The organism is Roseibium aquae (assembly GCF_008711285.1).
Taxonomy (GTDB): domain Bacteria; phylum Pseudomonadota; class Alphaproteobacteria; order Rhizobiales; family Stappiaceae; genus Roseibium; species Roseibium aquae.
On the sequence record NZ_VXDC01000001.1, the window covers coordinates 82,369 to 100,282 of the forward strand.

Below are 17,914 nucleotides of genomic sequence, written 5' to 3' on the forward strand. Positions count from 1 at the left end.
CATGTCAGCAAATGTAACTTCGATCCTTTACCTCATTTCCGCCGTTCTCTTCATCATGGCGCTCCGTGGCCTGTCGAGCCCCGAAACGTCGCGCCAAGGCAACATCTTTGGCATGATCGGCATGGGCATTGCGGTGGTCACCACCCTGTTCGCGTCCGGTCTGTCCGGCATATCCGGTCTCTTGCTCGTGGTGGGTGTGGGCATTGGCGGTGCCATCGGGGCACTCATTGCCCAGCGGATCGCGATGACAGCCATGCCGCAACTCGTCGCCGGGTTCCACTCGCTGGTGGGGATGGCGGCTGTCTTGGTCGCCGCCAGCGCGTTTTATGCACCGTCCGCTTTTGGTATCGGGGCACCCGGAAACATCTACACCTCTGCGATCATCGAAGGGGCTATCGGGGCCGCCATCGGGGCAATCACCTTCACCGGGTCGGTTATCGCATTTTTGAAGCTTGACGGGCGCATGTCCGGAAAGCCGATCATGCTGCCCGGCCGTCACGCGATCAACATCGGACTGGCCGCGGCCATGGTGATCCTGACCATCGTGATGGTCACCTCCGAGAGCATGACGGTATTCTGGCTTCTGGTAATCGTCGCGCTTGTTTTCGGTGTTTTGATCATCATTCCGATCGGCGGGGCGGACATGCCCGTTGTCGTGTCCATGTTGAACTCCTATTCGGGCTGGGCGGCGGCCGGTATTGGCTTCACCGTCTCCAACATGGCCCTGATCATCACCGGGGCGCTGGTCGGCTCGTCTGGCGCGATCCTGTCCTACATCATGTGCAAAGGCATGAACCGCTCATTCATCTCGGTCATCATGGGCGGCTTCGGCGGGGAAACCTCTGGCGGATCGGGTGGCGACGGCGAGGAGCGCCCTGTCAAGCAAGGCGCTGCCGACGACGCTGCGTTCATCATGAAAAACGCGTCAAAGGTCATCATCGTTCCGGGCTACGGCATGGCGGTCGCCCAAGCGCAGCACGCTCTGCGTGAAATGGTGGATGCCCTGAAAGAGGAAGGCGTGGAAGTCAAATACGCCATCCATCCGGTCGCCGGACGGATGCCCGGGCACATGAACGTGCTTCTTGCGGAGGCCAATGTGCCGTATGATGAGGTGTTTGAACTGGAAGACATCAACTCCGAGTTCTCGCAGGCCGATGTGGTCTATGTGATCGGTGCGAATGATGTCACGAATCCGGCCGCGCGCGATGATCCAGACTCGCCAATTTACGGCATGCCGATCCTCGATGTGGACAAGGCCGGAACAGTTCTGTTCGTCAAGCGCGGCATGGGCTCCGGCTACGCGGGCATCCAGAACGAACTCTTCTTCCTCGATAAGACCATGATGCTTTTCGGCGATGCGAAAAAAATGACCGAGGAAATCGTCAAGGCAATCTAAGCGGTCGGATCCGACCCGCAAGGAAGGCGTGGACCAATGGTCCGCGCCTTTCGTTTTCCCGGGCATGCGATATAAGCGTGCCATGACAGTCGCTTCCCCCAATCCACCCTTTGTCTACGATCCGCCGCAGGACCCATGGCTGGATATTCTGCACCAGGACGCGGATTTGCTTGTGCTGAACAAACCAAGCGGGCTGTTGAGCGTGCCGGGCAAAGCACCAGAGCATGCCGATTGCATTGAGAAGAGGGCCAAGGCCACCTTTCCGGAGGCCCGCATCGTGCACCGGCTGGATATGGACACGTCCGGGGTCATGGTTCTGGCGTTGAACGCGGCGGCCCACCGGCATCTCGGTTTGCAATTTGAACGGCGGAAAACGCGCAAGACCTATTTGGCGGACATTTGGGGGCGGCCTGACAGCGATGGCGGCGACGTGAACCTGCCGCTGCGCTGCGACTGGCCCAACCGGCCGAGGCAAATGGTGTGTCATGAGCATGGCCGGTCGGCCTTGACCCGTTGGGCTGTTGTGGGGCGCGGGGCGGCGAGCACACGGGTGCAACTGATGCCCCATACCGGCCGCTCGCACCAATTGCGGGTTCACATGAAAGAGCTCGGCCATCCGATCTTGGGTGACCGGTTCTATGCCGATGGAGATGCGCTTGCCGCCAGCGACCGTTTGCGTCTGCATGCGGCGGAACTGGTCTTGCATCATCCGGCGAACGGTTTGCAGGTACAATTCTCAGTGAAGTGCCCCTTTTAGCAGTTTGGACAGCGCGCAGGGCATATTGCGGATCGGCCTTGAAACCGGTTGGGGACCTTTGATTTAGCGGACCCTTCTGCCGAGCTGCTCAACCTGTCTCAGCCATTTTTGGCGCTTGGCGTCTCCAACCGCTTCAACCATCCCGAAAACGGTATCACGCACCGGCTTGAAGCCGATAAACTTGAAGATGTTCCGCTCCAGACTCTTCAGGCTGTGAGCGCCATAAAAATATCGGTAGATCAGGGTCGGCATGCCCATTGTCACGATGATCCGGGCCGACTTGCCTTTGAACTTCCCTATAGGGAAGCGGGCTCCTTCCGGCTGCTCGAAAACGGTCTCTTTGTGAAACACCTGTTCGAGAAACGCCTTGGTCGCTGCTGGCAAGGTGCCAAGCCACAGTGGATAGATGAGAACGACATGGTCCGCTGCGATCAGGCTGTTCGCCGCCGGCTGGAGCGCAGGTGGAACCGGCCCCGCGTATTCGGCTTCCGAGCGCAGAAGGTCGAACTCCAGGTCACCGATTTGGATCAGTTCACATTCGTGGCCGGCCGCACTGGCTCCTGCCAGATAGGCTTTCGCGATGGCCGAACACAGGTGCGATGGACTGGAATCCGGGTGGCCATTGACAATAGCAATCGATCGTACCTGGGCCATGGCGTATCCTTGGAAAGCTTCGCAGGACGTCTCGATCCTACATCCTTCGGAGGATACTGCGTTTGACCCAAGTCACCCGGGATTGAAATGCGGGGAACAGGGTGAAGAGTGACCCGACCGACCGGCGGAAAGGCCCGCTGTTCGGCGGGGGACCAGACCTCAGAGCGTCCGCTGTCCGCGATTGACCCTGGCCAGACCGTCGCGTGCGAGGTCGTTTGAATTGTCCAGATTGAGTGCTCTGGTGTAATTTCGGCGCGCATCGGTCGTTTCGCCAAGAAGCTCAAGAGCCACGCCCCGATTGGCCCATGCCACGGATGAATCACGATCAAGATTGACTGCCACCGAGAGGTCTTCCAAGGCCGCGTTCGGGTCATTCACCTTCAGATACGAGATACCGCGGGCGATATAGGGTTCACTGACATTCGGGTTCAGCCCGATGGCCGTCGCGAAGTCCTCAATCGCTGTGATGTGCTGGTTCTGGGCCTGATAGATCAAACCACGATTGTAAAAGGCCCGTGCATCGGAACTGTTGCGGGCAATCACGGCATTGAAGTCCGCCAGTGCAGCTCCGTATTGCCCCTTTTGCCTGTAGGTGTTGCCCCTGCCGACCAGTGCGGCATCAAAATCGGGCTTGATGTTGATCGCCCGGGTGTAATCGGCGATCGCCGCATCCAGTTGCCCCCGGCGGCGTTCGACCAGCGCCCGGTTCGCATAGGCCTGATGGGACGACGGGTTCAGCTGAAGGGCGCGATTGAAGTCCTCGAGCGCGTTATCCAACCGCCCGGCCTGGCCATAGGCGATGCCGCGTGTGTTGTACGCATCCGCATCTTGCGGATTCGATTCAATAACGGCGGTCAGGGACGCAATGTTCGCGGTAGACCCCACGGCTGTGTTGACGGGCACGTTGGAATAGACACCGCCGTCGCTCTGGCAGGCGGCCAGTCCGAGCACCAGGCCCGCGTAGATCAACGCGCGCAAAGGGCGGTTCGGCTGATGGTCTGGTCGCATCGAACGGTGTCGTGAAGTCATGGTCACCAGTCAGGCAGCAGCGCGATTGAGGCCTCAATGAAAAAAGCCGGCCGAAGGAACGGCCGGCTGATCAGAAGCAGGCTGCTTGCCGCCTCTTTTCCGTTGCCAAACCGCAGATTAGCGGGGTGCGGACTTTCCGGGCATCAGGCCTTCACGCTGTGCGCGCTTGCGAGCCAGCTTGCGGGCGCGGCGGACCGCTTCGGCTTTTTCACGAGCCTTTTTCTCGGAAGGCTTCTCGAAGTGGCCGCGGAGTTTCATCTCGCGGAACACGCCCTCACGTTGCAGTTTTTTCTTGAGCGCTTTCAGCGCCTGATCAACATTGTTGTCGCGAACCAGTACCTGCACGCTTCATTTCCCGTCTTTAAGTGTCGCGTCTTATGCGACCTGATAAAACCATACCAAGCTTCGGACGCAGCCGGGAGAGCATAAGGACCCGCCTATACCCTTGAACGATCTCAGGTTTTGGAGGGTACAACGCTTGCGCCGCCGCTGACGCGTCGTTCATTTCGGCGCTCTAATATCAGAGGTCTTGGTTTTTGTCCACAACCCGGGATCAAGAAATTGCCGTACGTGCTGGCCTTGGCGCATGTGGACAGGCGGCTGAAAGCGGACTAGAGGGGTGTTCCCGGCCGTTTTGCCGGCGTTTCACGTAAGTCTGGAGGCACCGATGGCCAGCGAGCGGATCAAGGCTGCCGGCGACCGTTCCATGTCGGCCCTATGGCGAAGCGATATTCGCCCAACGCTGGCGCTTGGTTTGCCACTTGCGGGGGCTCAGCTGGCGCAGATGGCGATCAATACCACCGATGTATTGATGATTGGCCGGCTCGGAGCGGAGGAACTCGCCGCAGCCGTGCTTGCCTTCAATGTCTACATGCTGATGTGGTTTTTCGGCATGGGCGTCATCCAGGCTGTGATTCCCTTGGCTGCCCGCGCCCGAGGACAACGCGCGATGCGGGATTTGCGCCGCTCTGTGCGCATGGGCTTCTGGGTGGTGTTCCTCTACTGTTTCCCGGTTTGGCTCGTGATGTTTTTCACTGCCGATATTTTGAAGGCCTTGGGCCAAGATCCGGCGGTTTCCGACATGGCAGGGCAGTATATGCGGGTTCTGCAATGGACGTTGCTGCCCGCCCTTTTGGTCATGGCGGTCCGCGCATTCTTGACCGTGATGGAACTTGCACAGGTGGTTCTTTATGCAACCATTGCAGGGGCTGTCGTGAATGCGATCCTCGACTATCTCCTGATCTTTGGAAATTTCGGTTTTCCGCGTCTCGAACTGGTCGGTGCAGGACTGGCTTCGGTTGGAAGTTCGCTCGCGACATTCGTTCTGCTCGCATTTTATGCCGGGTTTCATCGGAAGCTGAAAAGGCTTGCGATTTTCGGCCGGATTTGGAAGCCGGATTGGCCTGTGTTCTTCCAGATCTGGCGGCTTGGCTGGCCCATCGCTGTCACCATTGTCGCCGAAGCGGGATTGTTTTCCGCCTCCGCCATCATGATCGGCTGGATCGGGACCATGGAGCTTGCCGGACATGGGATCGCCCTACAGATCGCCTCACTTACGTTTATGGTGCCTGTGGGGCTTAGCCAGGCGGCCATGACCCGTGTAGGTCTCGCGGCGGGCCGCAAGGACTATGCGGCGATTGGCAGAGCGGGGTGGACTGCCTTCGCGGTCACATTCTGTTTCATGGCCGTTTTTGCCGTCTGCTTCTGGACCATGCCGGAAACTTTGGTCGGGCTTTATCTGGATTTTGATAACCCCCAGGCGGAAACCGTTTTGGCTTTCGGCGCGTCCTATCTGATTGTGGCGGCGCTTTTTCAGCTTGCGGATGGGGCGCAAATCATCGGAATCAACAATCTGCGTGGATTGGGCGATACGACGGTGCCGCTGTTCTATGCCCTGTTCGGGTATTGGGTTGTCGGGCTCGGCTTGTCCCTCGGCCTTGGTTTTTGGCTCGGATTTGATGGCGTCGGTGTCTGGATCGGTTTGGCGGGCGGGCTCGCGACGGTCGCCATTCTTGCAAACCGGCGGTTTGCCCGGCGGCGGCTGCTAGGACTTTTGACCGGATGAACCGTTCCCGGCCTGGTGCGGCGTGATCCGGTTCCAGTGGCCCATTTTCCGTCCAGGGCGGCTTTCCGTTTTTCCGTAGAGGTGAAGCCGGGCCGAGGGGTCTCTCAGGATATCCGGCCAGCTATCGCAGGCATCGCCGATCAGATTTGTCATCACGGCATCGGAATGCCGCTCGAACGTGCCGAGCGGCCACCCGGCAACGGCGCGTATGTGCTGTTCGAACTGATCGCATAGGCATGCGTCCTGGGTCCAGTGTCCCGAATTGTGAACCCGGGGTGCGATCTCGTTCACGAGCACCGTTTCACCAACTGGCGACGGTACGACGAACAGCTCGACCCCCATCACCCCGACATAGTCCATGGCCTCGGCGATCCTGATCGCCATGGCGCGTGCCGTTTCAGCAAGTGCGGGTCCGATCCCAGCCGGGACGGTGGAGGTGTGGAGAATGTGGTTCCGGTGCAGATTTTCGCTGACGTCAAAAGCGCCGCACGTGCCCGCCGCGTCGCGGGCCACGATAACCGACATTTCCCGGTCGAACGGGATGAGGGCTTCCAGCACGGCAGGCGCGTTCCCAATCCGCTCCAGCGCGGTGTCGGTATCTTCTGCGGCCCGGATCATGACCTGGCCCTTGCCGTCATAGCCGAACCGCCGGGTTTTCAGAACGCCTTGGCCGCCGAAGGCGGCAAGCGCGGCGAAAAGATCCCCTTCGTTGGCGATATCCCGATAGGGCGCGACGTCTGCGCCGGCCGCCTCAAGGAATTGTTTTTCGGTCAACCGATCCTGGGATATTTCCAGCGCCCTGGCCCCCGGGCGCAGAACAACACGGTTTTCGAGGAAAGCCGCCGTTCCCGCGGGCACGTTCTCGAATTCGTAGGTCACCGCGTCGCAGGTTTCGGCAAACCGTTCCAGAGCGCCTTGGTCTTCATAGTCCGCAATGGTATGCGCATCAGCCACTTCAAATGCCGGGCTTTGCGGATCTGGACAGAAGATATGTGTTTTCAATCCCAAAGGGGCGGCCGCCAGAGCCAGCATGCGGCCGAGCTGGCCACCCCCAAGAATGCCGATCGTGTCGCCGGGACGAAGAGAGGCGCGTAGAGGCATGACGTGAGTACCCTCGATGACCGGCTTCAGGCGTCGACCGGAAAATCTGCGACGGCATCGGTGCGGGCTGCCCGGAATGCCGTCAAACGTTGGTCGATGTCCGCATCGGACAGGGCGAGCACCGCCGCGGCGAGAAGCGCGGCGTTGGTCGCGCCAGCCTTGCCGATCGCGAGTGTTCCGACCGGAATGCCACCGGGCATTTGGACGATGGACAAAAGACTGTCCTCGCCTGAAAGAGCCTGACTTTGGACCGGAACCCCAAAGACTGGCAGCGTGGTCAGTGAGGCTGTCATGCCCGGCAGGTGGGCCGCGCCGCCCGCACCGGCAATGATGACCTTGAAACCGGCGCCTTTCGCGCTTTTCGCAAACTCATACATCCGCTCCGGCGTTCGGTGCGCGGAGATGATGCGCGCTTCATAGCTGATCTGGAGTTCCTCCAAAATGTCCGCGGCATGTTTCATCGTGGGCCAATCCGATTGGCTGCCCATGATGATGGCGACATCAATCTGTTTCATGAAGGAGCTCCAGAACGCACGGTCAGAAATCACACGGAGTATTGATGCCGCTTGACGAATGCAAGAAAAAGGTCCTCATCATCAGGCGATAATGTCTGGAAACAGCTGATCTTCCAAAGCGCAAATCCGGTCCTTGATGACAAGCTTCTTTTTCTTCAGTCTTTGCAGTTGAAGGGCGTCAGCATTCGCGCTGCCGGCAAGCGCTGCGACAGCCGCGTCGAGGTCGCGGTGCTCCTGACGGAGTTCGACCAGTTCGGCGCGTAAGGCTTCTTCGACGGATAAGGCCATGCCAGGAGTTCCCGAACTGCGGAGGACCTGATTTTCCTAGAGCAGAAGTTGGTCACAAGACAAGGTCTTGTTCGTATCTTGGGCGATCTTCGATCGGTTCCTGTGCGCTGTTTGGCTTGTCTCAAGCCCATATCGGGGGCTCCAGGCAAATGCCGCAATATGGGCCGCGCAGCATAGGCCAGCTTTTCGCGGTGCCGCGTTCACCATCTGGCAACGATAGAAAAACTCCCATGCTGTTCAATATCCGCAATATTTGCCAGCTATGCACAATCGGCAATCGACAAGGCCTTTCAGCTTGTGGCACGCTATTCGTATTGAGCCAACAGACAGGAGGACTTGTTGATGTCCATACAGTCACATCTCGCAGAACTTCAGCGCCGTCATGAGGAAATGGAACGCCAAATTGAGGACGCGAGGCTTCACCCGAGTTTTGACTCCCTGGAACTGGCGGATCTGAAACGAAAAAAGCTAAAGCTAAAGGATGAGATCGAACGAATACGCCACAAGCACACCGTCCATTGACCGTGTTCTTCTGGAAAAACAACGCCGCGGTTCACCGTGGCGTTTTTTGTTGGTGGACAGTGTCTGTACCGGCAGGCGACCAGCCGGCTCCTTCTTTCCCACCGAAGCTGATCGGCTCCAATAGGCCGGAGTGTTGTGCGCTCCGCTTCGAACGCCCCAGGCTCTAGAGTAATCGGGCCTGTTCGCGCAGGGCGAATTTCTGGATCTTTCCCGTCGAGGTCTTCGGAAGCTCGCAGAAAACAATGGTCTTCGGCACCTTGAAGTGGGCCATGTTGTCGCGGCAGAAGGCGATGAGATCGGCAGAGGTCGGCTCCCGTCCCTCTTTCAGCTCGACAAATGCGCAAGGCGTCTCCCCCCATTTTTCATCCGGCCGGGCCACCACGGCGACGACCTGGACGTCCGGGTGCTTGTACAGGACATCTTCCACCTCGATCGACGAGATGTTCTCGCCACCTGAAATGATGATGTCCTTTGAGCGATCCTTGAGTTGAATGTAGCCGTCCGGATGAAGCACGCCGAGATCGCCGGAGTGAAACCAGCCGCCCGCGAATGCTTCCGAGGTTGCTTCTGGGTTTTTCAAGTAGCCCTTCATCACCACGTTCCCGCGGAACATGACTTCGCCGATTGTGGTTCCATCGGCCGGAACGGGCTCCATCGTGGCGGGGTCGAGGACCTTGAGGTCTTCCAGGGCAACATAACGCACACCCTGGCGGGCCTTTTTCCGGGCCTGCTGATCCGCCGGCAGTTGGTCCCACTCCGATTTCCAATCATTCACGACGGCTGGGCCATAGACTTCCGTCAGTCCATAAAGGTGGGTGACATTGAAACCGGCCTGGCTCATCGCCGCCAGAACACTCTCCGGGGGCGGTGCGGCTGCGGTGAAAAATTCGATCTTCCGGTCCAATGGGCGTTTCATCTCGGCAGGGGCGTTGAGCAGCGTCGACATGATGATCGGTGCGCCGCAGAGATGGGTCACGCCTTCGTCCGCCAGCAGGTCCCACAAGGTGTTGGGCCGGACCCAGCGCAGGCAGATATGCGTGCCGGCAACAATGGAGATCGACCACGGGAAACACCAGCCATTGCAGTGAAACATTGGCAGGGTCCACAGATAGACCGGATGTTTCGACATCGACGCGGTGATGATGTTGGCCTGGGCAAGCAGATACGCGCCGCGATGGTGATAGACGACCCCTTTCGGGTTGCCTGTGGTGCCGGATGTGTAATTGAGCGAAATCGCGTCCCATTCGTCGGTGGGCAGCGACCAGGCAAAGTCCGGGCAACCCGTATCCACAAACGATTCGTAGTCGAGAGTTCCCAGCAATTCACCGTCTTGCGGGAAAACCGGATCCGAATAATCGATGATCACCGGTTTGACCTTGGCGAGGCTCAGCGCTTCCTTCATCACGCCGGCATATTCGCGATCCGTGATCAGCACCTTGGTACCGGCGTGATCGAGCTGAAAGGCGATGACCGCTGCGTCCAGCCGGGTGTTCATGGAATGCAGAACCGCACCGGTCATCGGAACTCCGTAATGGGCTTCCAGCATCGGCGGGACATTGGGCAACAGAACGGAGACCGTATCGGCCTTGCCAACACCGATCCGGCTGAGTGCCGACGCGAGCTGGCGGCAGCGGTGGTAAAAGGTCCGGTAATCCATTCTCCGGCTTCCGTGCACAACCGCTATCTGGTCGGGAAACACGTCGGCGGATCTTGCCAGGAAGCTCAACGGGCTCAGCGATGCGTAATTGGCCGGCGTCTTGTCCAGGCTGGTCTCGTATGGATTGCTCGCGGCGTCCATCGTCATGTCCTCTCATATGTCATGTCGGCGCCATGAAACCGGTGTTTGGCCGGCAACGCAATCATCAGAATGACTGGGGTGCAAACGGCGCGCTAACTGAAAAACGATGCGAGCCCGTCATAACAAAGCTTGAGGCCGATGATGCCCATGAGGGCATAGATGAGCTTGTAGAACAGGTTCGCATCGATGATGCGGACAAGCCGGACGCCAGCGAGTGTTGCCAGCGGGGCGATCGGCAAAAGCACAAGCGAGGTCATCAAGTTGGTTCCATCGAACTGCCCCAGCATAAAGTAGGGAACCAGCTTAACCGCGTTGACCGTGGCGAAGAAAACCACCGCCGTGCCGGCAAAAAGCGTCGGCGCCAGTCGCAACGGCAAGGTGTAGAGCTGAAATGGCGGCCCGCCGGTATGACTAACAAAACTTGTGAACCCTGCTACCGTGCCCCAGATCAACCCCTTGGGAACGCTATGCGGAGCCGGCCTGGAAGCCACGTTTTTCTTGAGCAGATAGTCGGCAACGAACACCAACGACAAGATCCCGATCAGCAAAGTGACGAATGCGTCGTCCACATAGGCCGCTGTCGCCCATCCCACCGCAATCCCGCCAAAGGCGGCGGGCAGCAGGATCGCCAGCGTGCGGCGGTCCGCCTCGCCCCGGTATGCGATGAGCGCAATGATATCCATGACCACCAGGATTGGGAGCATGATTCCGGCCGCCTGCACGGGTGATACGACGAGGGCCATCGCCGGAACACCGAGCATTGCCAGAGTTCCGCCAAACCCGCCTTTTGACAATCCGACGACAAAGACAGCCGGGAGGGCCGCAACATAAAACCAGGGATCTGTGATGGGAGTCATGTCGGATGGGGCTGGAGAGAGCGTAAAGCAAGCAATGCACGCCTTCCGGACCTACGTAAAGCCCTGCTCCCTTCTAATGTCGTATCGGCACTGACTTGTAAGAGCGGATATGTATGCCGCAATGTAAGCGAAAACCGCGCCGTTGTGGAGCTAAGAGACGGCGCAGCGTTTGGGAGGAGGCAAATCATGGCGAGCCGCTATTCGGAAACCTATGGCGAGTGGAAAAGCAACCCGGAGGCCTTCTGGCGCAAGGCTGCGGGAGAGATCGATTGGGTTCAGGAAGGGACGGACGTCTTCGATCCGGATCTGGGTCAATATGGCCAGTGGTTCCCGGACTGGGAATGCAACACCTGCTACAATTGCCTTGACCGGCATGTTGAAAACGGACGGGCAGATCAACTCGCGGTCATTTACGACAGTCCGATCACCGGACAGCAAAGAACATTGACCTATGCGGAGCTACTCGCTCGGGTTGAGGCTGTCTCCGCTGTCCTTCAGGACAAGGGAATTGGAAAAGGTGACCGGGTGATCATCTACATGCCTATGATCCCCGAAGCGGTGATTGCGATGCTGGCCTGCGCGCGCCTTGGCGCCATCCACTCGGTTGTGTTCGGAGGCTTTGCGGCGCACGAACTGGCGACCCGGATCAACGATGCCACGCCCAAAGCGATCATCGCCGCCTCCTGCGGAATCGAGCCCGGCCGGGTCATCGCCTACAAGCCGTTGATCGATGCGGCCATCGAACAGGCCGCGCATAAGCCGGAAAGCTGCTTTGTCTTTCAGCGTCCGGAGCAGGTGGCCAGCCTTGAGGAAGGCCGGGACTTCGATCTGGGTGTCCTCATGGAAACAGCCCTGGCGGAGGGGCGCCGGATCCCATGTGTCAGCGTCAAAGCGACCGATCCGCTCTACGTCCTCTATACCTCCGGGACCACGGGCCAGCCCAAGGGCGTGGTGCGGGACAATGGCGGTCACATGGTGGCGCTGAAGTGGTCGATGCATAACCTTTACGGGATCGATCCGGGCGAGGTTTTCTGGGCCGCTTCGGATGTCGGCTGGGTCGTGGGGCACTCCTACATCGTCTACGGGCCCTTGCTGCATGGATGCACCACGATCGTTTTCGAGGGCAAGCCGGTTGGGACACCCGATGCCGGCGTTTTCTGGCGGGTCATCTCGGAGCACAAGATTGTCTCCTTGTTCACGGCCCCCACGGCCTTCCGCGCCATCCGCAAGGAAGACCCGGAGGGGACTTTCATCGAAAAATACGACCTGACGCATTTCCGGTCCCTGTTTCTGGCCGGGGAGCGCGCGGATCCGGAAACCGTCAAGTGGGCTGCGGAGCAGTTGAAGGTTCCCGTCATCGACCATTGGTGGCAAACGGAAACCGGCTGGTGCATGGTGGGCAACCCGTTGGGGCTGGGCGCACTGGAGATCAAACCGGGCTCGCCCACCGTCCCGATGCCGGGATATGACGTGCGGATCGTCGACGATTCCGGGCAGCCTCTGCCCGCGAACACACTTGGCAATATCGTCGTCAAGCTGCCCATGCCGCCCGGATGTCTGCCAACGCTGTGGAACGCGGACAAGCGCTTTTTCGACGCCTACCTGGCCGACTTTCCAGGCTACTACAAGACTGCTGACGCGGGTGTCATGGACGATGATGGATATCTTTCGATCATGTCCCGGACGGACGATATCATCAACGTGGCCGGCCATCGATTGTCCACGGGTGCGATGGAAGAGGTCTTGGCGCAACACAAGGATGTGGCCGAATGCGCTGTCGTCGGAATTCATGACGCCCTGAAAGGCCAGTTGCCCTGCGGGTTCGTCGTGCTCAAGTCCGGGGTGGAGCGGGAGCATGCCGAGGTCGAAAAGGAGCTGATCAAGCTGGTCCGCGACCAGATCGGGCCTGTGGCGGCATTCAAGATCGCCATCACCGTGGACCGGTTGCCGAAAACCCGTTCGGGAAAAATCCTGCGGGCGACCATGCGCCAAATCGCAGACGGGGAGGAGTATCGGGTGCCCGCCACGATCGATGATCCCGCTATCCTTGATGAAATCACCGAGGCTCTCAAATCGCACGGAATTGCGGCGTCCTGACCCGGACGCCGTAAGGGAAGGGTAAAACGGCCATCGACAGGTGCTGTGCGCGTGCCTATGGTCGGCCTTCTTCGTGCGGCTCGTTGTGACCTGGGCCGCCTTTTGTTCGATGATCCAGATATGGGGTTTTCCGTGACTCTCGAAAACAAGGTGGCCATCATCACAGGCGCGGCGCGGGGCATCGGTTTGGCCGTCGCCAAGCGTTTCGTCATGGATGGTGCGAAGGTTGTCATTGCCGATGTCGACGACACGGCGGGACATGAGGCGGAAGAGGATTTGAAAAGCCTCGGCGAAGCCACCTATATCCATTGCAATGTGGCGGAACGGCTTGATGTGCGAAATCTGGTCGCCGGGACGCTGAACGCTTATGGCGATATCGATGTTCTCGTGAACAACGCAGGGGTGGTGGCCGGATCGAGCTTTCTGGATCTGGACGAGGAGGATTTCGACCGTGTCCTCGCGATAAACCTCAAGGGCACCTTCCTGTGTTCACAGGCTGTGGCACGGCATATGGTGGAAAAGGTCGAGCAGGGCGGCGATCCCGGGTCCATCATCAACATGTCGTCGATCAACGCGGTGGTCGCCATTCCGGACCAAATTCCCTATTGCGTTTCCAAGGGCGGCATAACCCAGTTGACCAAAACAACGGCTCTGTCGCTCGCGCCCTATGGAATCAGGGTGAATGCCATCGGTCCGGGCTCGATCATGACGGAGATGCTGGCGACCGTGAATTCGGATCCGGCCGCCCGGAACAAGATCTTGTCCCGCACGCCGATGCAGCGGATTGGCGAGCCTTCTGAGATCGCCGGCGTTGCGGCCTTTCTCGCATCGGCAGATGCGAGCTACGTGACCGGCCAGACGATCTTTGCCGATGGTGGCCGTTTGCCGCTGAATTATACCGTTGCGGTTCCGGACGGCGATTGAGGATTATGGCGAGACCGCCTCGGCGGTCTCCCTGATGCCCAGGCCGCTGACCCCTGCCTCGAACTGCAATTTGGCCAGTTTCGCATAGAGGCCGTTCTTGCTGGACAATTCGGCGTGGGTGCCGGTTTCAACGATCCGCCCCCCGTCCATCACAATAATCCGGTCCGCCTTCAAGACGGTCGCCAGACGGTGGGCGATGACGAGTGTTGTGCGTCCCTGCATCAGGCTATCGAGCGCCTGTTGCACAAGGCTCTCGCTTTCCGCGTCAAGCGCGCTTGTCGCCTCGTCCAGCAAAAGGATCGGCGCATCTTTCAAGATGGCGCGCGCAATGGCGATTCGCTGCCGCTGGCCTCCGGAGAGCGTGATTCCCCGTTCTCCGACCAATGTGTCATAGCCCTCCGGCATGCCCTCAATAAATGGCGCGGCCAATGCGGCTTGGGCTGCCGCCTGGATGGCATGGCGATCTGCATCGGGGCGGCCATAGCAAATGTTTTCAGCGACGCTTGCCGCAAAGATCGCTGTGTCCTGGGGCACCAGAGCGATCGACGCACGGAGTTCTTTCGGGTCAAGCCGCTGGATGTCTGCGCCGTTGATCGTGATATGTCCCGAGGTTGGGTCGTAGTAGCGCATCAACAGGTGAAACAGCGTTGATTTTCCGGCGCCGGACGGTCCAACAATCGCGACTGTTTCGCCCGGCTCGATGGTGAGTGAAACGCCGTCGAGGACCGGCAGTTCCTGTGCGGTCCGGTAGGCAAAGCGCACATTGGCGAAAACAATCTCGCCGCGCGGTTCTGACGGCAGTCTCACCGGGTCGGGCGGAGCGGAAATCTCGGGGTCTATATCCAGCAGATCGCTGAGGCGTTCCGCGGCTCCCGCCGCCTGAGACAGTTCCCCCCAGACTTCCGACAGGCTGGCCAGAGCGCCTGCCGCCAGAATGGAATAGAGCAGAAACTGGCTGAGTTCTCCTCCGGTCATCCGGCCTGAGAATACGTCGCTTGCGCCGATCCACAAGACCGCGACGACGCTCGAGCCTATGATGAATATGGCGAAGGCCGTCAGGATGGAGCGGGCTGCCGTTGCTTTCCGGGCCGCTGTGAAGGCCCGCTCGACCGCCTCGGAAAACCGCTGGCTGGCGATACGTTCATGCGTGAAGGCTTGCAGGGTGCGGATCGCGCCGAGCATTTCATTTGCATAGGCGGATGCATCGGCCAGAGTGTCTTGCGCAAACCGGGACCGGCGGCGGACCGACCGGCCGAAACCGATGAGCGGAACGAGGATCACCGGGATCGCGGCCAGAACGATGATTGACAGGCGCGGGCTCGTGAAGACCATCATGACACTGGCCCCGATGAACATCACGAGATTGCGCATGGCGACCGAGGCACTCGCCCCGAAGGCGGACTTGATCTGGGTGGTGTCGGCGGTCAGGCGGGATAGGATTTCGCCGGATTTGGCACTGTCATAAAAGCCGGGGCTGAGATGCGTCATATGGGCGAAAACGTCCGCACGAACTTCCGCAACAATCCGCTCGCCTATCCACATGACGAGGAAGTACCGCACGGCGCTCGCAAGCGCCAAGCCACCGACCACGCCCATCAGCAAGCCGAAATACGCGTTGATCAAGGAGGGATCGTCTGCTCCGAAACCATAGTCGATCATCCGGCGGACCGCTGTCGGCAAAATGAGCGTGATGACCGCCGCCGTGATCAAGGCGGCCAGCGCAGCGAAAGCCATGTTCCTGTGCCGTTTCAGATATGGAAACAGGCGCACCAAAGGGCGCAGGGAGCGGCCGCGTTTCGGCTCTGGGTCGTTTGCCATCAGGATCCAATCAGTTCCTTGTTCTTGAACGCCAATAGACCGTTTTTCTAAGGATCGTGGCAAGCAGCCGCCACTGCTTTTTCGCAGTGATCTGTTGAACCGATGAGCTGCAGACAAATTGCCGCGGTAGAAACGGCGTCCGGACCGAGTGCCGATGACCGGTTGCGCCGGATCGATTTTCGATCTCCGGGACCTCCATTGTCCTGAAACTCTTGGAATGCGGCTTGTTTCCCAAGGGATCCTGGAGTATACGCGCCCATGATTATCGATGGCGTGGGTTTAAGCGGCATCAAAAACAACACACACTCTGGGCGGCTGGATCCCTTGAACTGGCCGTGGAGTGCAGGAAAGGAACAGCCATGAAGACGGATATTCATCCCGACTACCACACCATCAAGGTTGTGATGACCGATGGGACGGAATTTTTCACCAGGTCGACTTACGGCTCCGAGGGTGACACGCTGCAGCTCGATATCGATCCGAATTCCCACCCGGCTTGGACCGGTGGTGACCGCCAGCTGATGGATCGCGGTGGCCGCGTCTCCCGCTTCAAGAACAAGTATGCAGGTTTTCTCGGTTCCTGAGTTTGCTGCCGAGCCGAATACAAAAGCCCCGTCCGTTCGGCCGGGGCTTTTTTCTTGTTCGGTTTGTGGCAGGGGCCGTCTGTCATGTGAAGACGCTTTTGATACCGGCGGCGAGGCGCCGTCCACTTCCAACGCACCGCTCGCGGCCCGTTCGTGACGGATAGTTCAAGTAGCTGAATAGACGGTTGACCGCCCGCCGCGCCACGCGGACAAAGGTGCGCCGGTAGCAGATCCGTGCCCTGGAAGACATCCGGCGTGGCGATCCGGTGTCATTTTGACACGGCTGCCTCAGGGCAGTTTCGCGCCCCAGGGGTGGGCTCCAGCGCTGGCACCGGGCGTCAGCGCGTGGTGCCGAAAGCCGCGCTCAGCTGATTGAGCTGCGCAGCCACCGGGTTGGTCTCCGTGCCGGCGATTTCTTCGGGTTCAGTTTGGCGGTACAGCATTTGGTCGAGGTGCACGACCCGCTCTTGCAGACGGACGGACCGCGTGATCAGCTCCCGCAGTGTCTCCGGCAGAAGCGGCCATGAAGCCCCCCCGGTCGCACTGGACAGTCTTTCCAATCTCACCTTGTTCTTGTCGCTCCCGGCCTGTTCTCTCGACATCTCGCCTTCATTCACCGCCCGCTGGAGCAGGAGCCAAGACGCCAGTTGCATCAAACGGGTGGTCAAACGCATCGACTCGGTGGCGTAGGCGAGCGATCCGGCGCGCTCAAGTTCCTTGGCTTCGCGGCGGCCATCGCCATCGAGATACATGGCTGTTTCCTCAACCAGCGACATGCCTTCTTGAAACAGCGCCTGGAAGTTGTCAGAGGCCGCAAGCCGGTTCGCGAACTGCACCGTTGCGGGCGTTTTGGCCTTGAGCTTGTGATCGTCGGTCATCTGTCGATACGCTTTCCTGCTTGAACCCGATATCCCACAGGCCAACGGCACATCAACATTGTGTATGCGGTGTACCGGTTTGGGACGCTGTGAGCGCTCGGTGCCGAAACTGCAAGCCATGTGCCAATCGGCCGGATGCCTGTCTTGCGCTCTGTTACCGAACATAAGGCCATTGGAAGGCAAAAAAAAGAGCCGCGGAACCGCGGCTCAAAGTCTATTAACAGGGAGGCGTCAAACAGAGTGGACAGGAGCCACTCCAAATCCAGATGACTGGATACACATATTTATGATTTGGAAAGATTAATAAGTGGTAAATGATTAAAATTTTACGTTTACGTGTACAGAAGCGTCACTTGATGTAGGGTGCCGAAAACAAATAACTGTCCTATTTTACATTGTTTTCTGCGAATAATGCCTTTGCGGCATCGCGAATTTTACTGCGTTCCGACAACGTTGCCTCGGTTCTTTCGATTTCCCGCTGAAGCTGAGCGATCCGCTCCTTGAGATCGGCTTCCGAAAGCTGTGACAGATCCTCGCCCACCTGAACCGGCTTTGGATTATTGGCTGGCATGTGGCCGTCCTCGTCGAATATGCCCATTCCGATCTCCTGTCGCCTCTCTCCGGTTGCGCC

General features: G+C 59.2%; 18 protein-coding genes. 7 read left to right on the forward strand and 11 right to left on the reverse strand.

Features of this window, described 5'->3' with window-relative positions; all coding sequences use genetic code 11:
* The first annotated feature begins 1 nt into the window (after window position 1).
* Together F0184_RS00355 and F0184_RS00360 are read left to right on the forward strand one after the other, a co-directional pair.
* A complete protein-coding gene (locus tag F0184_RS00355; RefSeq protein WP_150493309.1) occupies window positions 2-1,396 on the forward strand; it encodes an NAD(P)(+) transhydrogenase (Re/Si-specific) subunit beta in 1,395 nt (464 codons plus the stop codon).
* 82 nt (window positions 1,397-1,478) lie between these two features.
* The gene (locus F0184_RS00360) at window positions 1,479-2,153 is read left to right on the forward strand and encodes a pseudouridine synthase (protein ID WP_150493311.1); all 675 of its coding nucleotides are present in this window, start codon (window positions 1,479-1,481) and stop codon (window positions 2,151-2,153) included.
* 63 nt (window positions 2,154-2,216) lie between these two features.
* On the opposite strand, the gene F0184_RS00365 is transcribed toward F0184_RS00360, so the two are convergent.
* The 3 genes from F0184_RS00365 to rpsU form a co-directional block, all read right to left on the reverse strand.
* Window positions 2,217-2,807, reverse strand: coding sequence for an NAD(P)H-dependent oxidoreductase (locus F0184_RS00365; RefSeq protein WP_150493313.1), 591 nt, complete (start codon window positions 2,805-2,807; stop codon window positions 2,217-2,219).
* 159 nt (window positions 2,808-2,966) lie between these two features.
* Window positions 2,967-3,815, reverse strand: a complete 849-nt coding sequence (locus F0184_RS00370; RefSeq protein ID WP_150493315.1) for a tetratricopeptide repeat protein — start codon at window positions 3,813-3,815, stop codon at window positions 2,967-2,969.
* A 138-nt stretch (window positions 3,816-3,953) separates the two neighbouring features.
* Window positions 3,954-4,181 carry a 30S ribosomal protein S21 gene (rpsU, locus tag F0184_RS00375; protein ID WP_150493317.1) on the reverse strand — a complete coding sequence of 76 codons (228 nt, stop codon included), beginning with the start codon at window positions 4,179-4,181 and terminating at the stop codon, window positions 3,954-3,956.
* A 322-nt stretch (window positions 4,182-4,503) separates the two neighbouring features.
* Between rpsU and F0184_RS00380 the strand changes: the two genes are divergently transcribed.
* Window positions 4,504-5,901, forward strand: a complete 1,398-nt coding sequence (locus F0184_RS00380) for an MATE family efflux transporter (RefSeq protein WP_150493319.1) — start codon at window positions 4,504-4,506, stop codon at window positions 5,899-5,901.
* On the opposite strand, the gene F0184_RS00385 is transcribed toward F0184_RS00380, so the two are convergent.
* From F0184_RS00385 to F0184_RS00395, 3 genes are all read right to left on the reverse strand, one after another.
* Entirely contained in the window at window positions 5,881-7,002 is a 1,122-nt protein-coding gene (locus F0184_RS00385) for a 5-(carboxyamino)imidazole ribonucleotide synthase (protein WP_150493321.1), read from the reverse strand. The genes F0184_RS00380 and F0184_RS00385 overlap by 21 nt on opposite strands.
* A gap of 26 nt (window positions 7,003-7,028) precedes the next feature.
* The gene (purE, locus tag F0184_RS00390) at window positions 7,029-7,517 is read right to left on the reverse strand and encodes a 5-(carboxyamino)imidazole ribonucleotide mutase (protein WP_150493323.1); all 489 of its coding nucleotides are present in this window, start codon (window positions 7,515-7,517) and stop codon (window positions 7,029-7,031) included.
* Window positions 7,518-7,598: 81 nt separating this feature from the next.
* On the reverse strand, window positions 7,599-7,805 hold the full coding sequence (locus F0184_RS00395) for a YdcH family protein (RefSeq protein WP_150493325.1): 207 nt from the start codon (window positions 7,803-7,805) through the stop codon (window positions 7,599-7,601).
* 342 nt (window positions 7,806-8,147) lie between these two features.
* Between F0184_RS00395 and F0184_RS00400 the strand changes: the two genes are divergently transcribed.
* The gene (locus F0184_RS00400) at window positions 8,148-8,327 is read left to right on the forward strand and encodes a YdcH family protein (protein ID WP_150493327.1); all 180 of its coding nucleotides are present in this window, start codon (window positions 8,148-8,150) and stop codon (window positions 8,325-8,327) included.
* Between the two features lie 163 nt (window positions 8,328-8,490).
* On the opposite strand, the gene F0184_RS00405 is transcribed toward F0184_RS00400, so the two are convergent.
* Together F0184_RS00405 and F0184_RS00410 are read right to left on the reverse strand one after the other, a co-directional pair.
* Window positions 8,491-10,131, reverse strand: coding sequence for an acyl-CoA synthetase (locus F0184_RS00405; protein WP_172971921.1), 1,641 nt, complete (start codon window positions 10,129-10,131; stop codon window positions 8,491-8,493).
* Window positions 10,132-10,217: 86 nt separating this feature from the next.
* Window positions 10,218-10,982, reverse strand: coding sequence for a sulfite exporter TauE/SafE family protein (locus F0184_RS00410; RefSeq protein WP_150493329.1), 765 nt, complete (start codon window positions 10,980-10,982; stop codon window positions 10,218-10,220).
* A 186-nt stretch (window positions 10,983-11,168) separates the two neighbouring features.
* On the opposite strand from F0184_RS00410, the gene F0184_RS00415 reads away from it, so the two are divergent.
* Together F0184_RS00415 and F0184_RS00420 are read left to right on the forward strand one after the other, a co-directional pair.
* Window positions 11,169-13,079: a propionyl-CoA synthetase gene (locus tag F0184_RS00415; protein ID WP_150493331.1), complete on the forward strand. Its 1,911-nt coding sequence runs from the start codon at window positions 11,169-11,171 to the stop codon at window positions 13,077-13,079.
* 120 nt (window positions 13,080-13,199) lie between these two features.
* The gene (locus F0184_RS00420) at window positions 13,200-14,003 is read left to right on the forward strand and encodes an SDR family NAD(P)-dependent oxidoreductase (RefSeq protein ID WP_206668283.1); all 804 of its coding nucleotides are present in this window, start codon (window positions 13,200-13,202) and stop codon (window positions 14,001-14,003) included.
* 3 nt (window positions 14,004-14,006) lie between these two features.
* Here F0184_RS00420 and F0184_RS00425 read toward each other — a convergent pair whose 3' ends face one another.
* Window positions 14,007-15,821 carry an ABC transporter transmembrane domain-containing protein gene (locus tag F0184_RS00425; protein ID WP_150493335.1) on the reverse strand — a complete coding sequence of 605 codons (1,815 nt, stop codon included), beginning with the start codon at window positions 15,819-15,821 and terminating at the stop codon, window positions 14,007-14,009.
* Between the two features lie 359 nt (window positions 15,822-16,180).
* Here F0184_RS00425 and rpmE point away from each other — a divergent pair, with 359 nt between their 5' ends.
* The gene (rpmE, locus tag F0184_RS00430) at window positions 16,181-16,405 is read left to right on the forward strand and encodes a 50S ribosomal protein L31 (protein ID WP_150493337.1); all 225 of its coding nucleotides are present in this window, start codon (window positions 16,181-16,183) and stop codon (window positions 16,403-16,405) included.
* 338 nt (window positions 16,406-16,743) lie between these two features.
* Here the strand turns inward: rpmE and rcdA are convergent, their stop codons facing one another.
* On the reverse strand, window positions 16,744-17,283 hold the full coding sequence (gene rcdA / locus F0184_RS00435; RefSeq protein ID WP_150493339.1) for a protease adaptor protein RcdA: 540 nt from the start codon (window positions 17,281-17,283) through the stop codon (window positions 16,744-16,746).
* Between the two features lie 385 nt (window positions 17,284-17,668).
* Complete coding sequence (locus tag F0184_RS00440) at window positions 17,669-17,881, reverse strand: DUF1192 domain-containing protein (RefSeq protein WP_206668284.1); 213 nt, start codon at window positions 17,879-17,881, stop codon at window positions 17,669-17,671.
* Between the last annotated feature and the right edge of the window lie 33 nt (window positions 17,882-17,914).